Here is a 1,671-nt window from a genome sequence, read left to right as displayed (position 1 = left end):
GGCCGAGGCTGTGTGAAATCTCGGCGCGAACCTTCTGGGAGGCGGCGTGCCTGGTCGCGCGTGCTTGCCCTGGCGGGGGCGTCCAGTGGTGTGCTGCGCCGGATATGCGCGCTGGTCGCTCGTAGACCGCTCTGAGGCTCTCCGCAGCGCATATAGGCGGTTTCAGCCGCCCACCGACATCATCGCCTTCATCGTCCTGGGTATACCCAGGATCGAAATCACCCGCTTGAAGTTGTATGCGAGCACGTGCAGGCTCATTTCCGTGCTCACGTTCTCCAACCCTTTGGTGAGGAAGTGCGCAGTTCCCATCCAGTGTTTCAGGGTTCCGAATACGTGCTCGATCGTGCGCCGTCGCAGCGTCATCGCGTCTGGTTGCTTATTGAGCCTGCGTTGCACGTCTTCGAGCACCGATTCGTGCTCCCAGCGTGAGATACGCCGGAATGGACTTGGCGTGCAGCGTTCCTTCATTGGGCACTGCGGGCAGGCGCTGCTCCAATATCGACGGATCTGCAGACCGTTCTCCTCGCGCGTGAAGCGGTAGATCGCGCGCTCACCTGCCGGGCACTGGTACTCGTCGTCCTTGGCGATGTAGATGAAGTCGCTCTTGTCGAATCTGCCTTCGGCTTTGGCGCCGGAGGTCATTGGCTTGGGCACGTACGCGGCAATGCCGGCATCCGCGCAGTCCTTGATCTCTGGCGCGCTGTAGTAGCCGCGATCAGCGTACGCGCGTAGCTTCTTCTTCCCAATGACCTCACGCGCGGTGCTCGCCATCTTGGCCAGTTGCGCCCGGTCACTTCCAACGTTGGTGACCTCGTGGTGCACGATGAGATGATTCTTCGCGTCCACGGCCGCCTGGACGTTGTAGCCCACAGTGCCCGTCCCCTTGGCTTGGGAAATCATGGAGCGCGAGTCAGGATCGGTCAGCGAGAGTTGACCGTCCGGCTCGCAGGAGAGTTGCTCCTTGATGCCATCGAGTCGACGCATCTGATCGCGCAGGGTCGCGATCTTCTGCTGCAACCGCTTGGTCTTCGACTGAAACTCCCCTGGGTGCGTGCGATCCGCCGTCTCAAGGGCGTCAAGGTACCGCTGGACACTCTGCTCGATCTGCTGCTTGCGTCGCTCGATCTTGCCGGGCGTGAAGTTGCGGTCCCGACTGTTGACGGCCTTGAACTTGCTGCTGTCGATCGCGACGACGGCCTGCGAGAACAGCTTCAGCTGGCGACACAACACGACGAAACGGCCGCAGGCGGCGCGGATGGCAGCACCACTGTCACGCCGGAAGTCGGCGATCGTCTTGAAGTCTGGAGCCAAGCGCCCAGTGAGCCACATCAGCTCGATGTTGCGCTGGCACTCCCGCTCCAGCCGCCGGCTGGACTGGATGCGATTCAGGTAGCCGTAGATGTAGATCTTCAGCAGCACCGCCGGGTGATATTTGGGCCGACCGGTGCTCGCCGGCGCCATGCCCTCGAATCCGAGCTTCCCCAGATCCAGTTCCTCGACGAACGCGTCGACCACGCGGACCGGGTTGTCCTCAGCGATGTAGTCGTCCAGGCACTCGGGGAGCAACGTCACCTGGTCTCGGGCACTGCCTTCCACGTAGCGAGGCATCGTCACCTCCGGCGCGAGTTGCCGGAGTGTACGAGCTCAGGTCGTTTTCACACAGCCTCGGCC

1 protein-coding gene is annotated in these 1,671 nt (G+C 62.4%); it reads right to left on the bottom strand.

Going from position 1 to position 1,671, the window contains the following annotated elements; translation table 11 throughout:
- Nucleotides 1–162: 162 nt before the first annotated feature.
- Nucleotides 163–1,608 carry an IS1182 family transposase gene (locus JI746_RS27500; protein WP_201693512.1) on the bottom strand — a complete coding sequence of 482 codons (1,446 nt, stop codon included), beginning with the start codon at nt 1,606–1,608 and terminating at the stop codon, nt 163–165.
- Between the last annotated feature and the right edge of the window lie 63 nt (nt 1,609–1,671).

Source organism: Ramlibacter alkalitolerans, assembly GCF_016722765.1.
Classification (GTDB): Bacteria; Pseudomonadota; Gammaproteobacteria; order Burkholderiales; family Burkholderiaceae_C; genus Ramlibacter; species Ramlibacter alkalitolerans.
The sequence above is the reverse complement of the archived record's forward strand: the minus strand, read 5'-3'. Positions and strand labels throughout refer to the sequence as shown.

Bases quoted from the DNA above. Each gene is read 5' to 3' on its own strand.
- JI746_RS27500 (WP_201693512.1), bottom strand. From the start codon at position 1,608: ATGCCTCGCTACGTGGAAGGCAGTGCCCGAGACCAGGTGACGTTGCTC.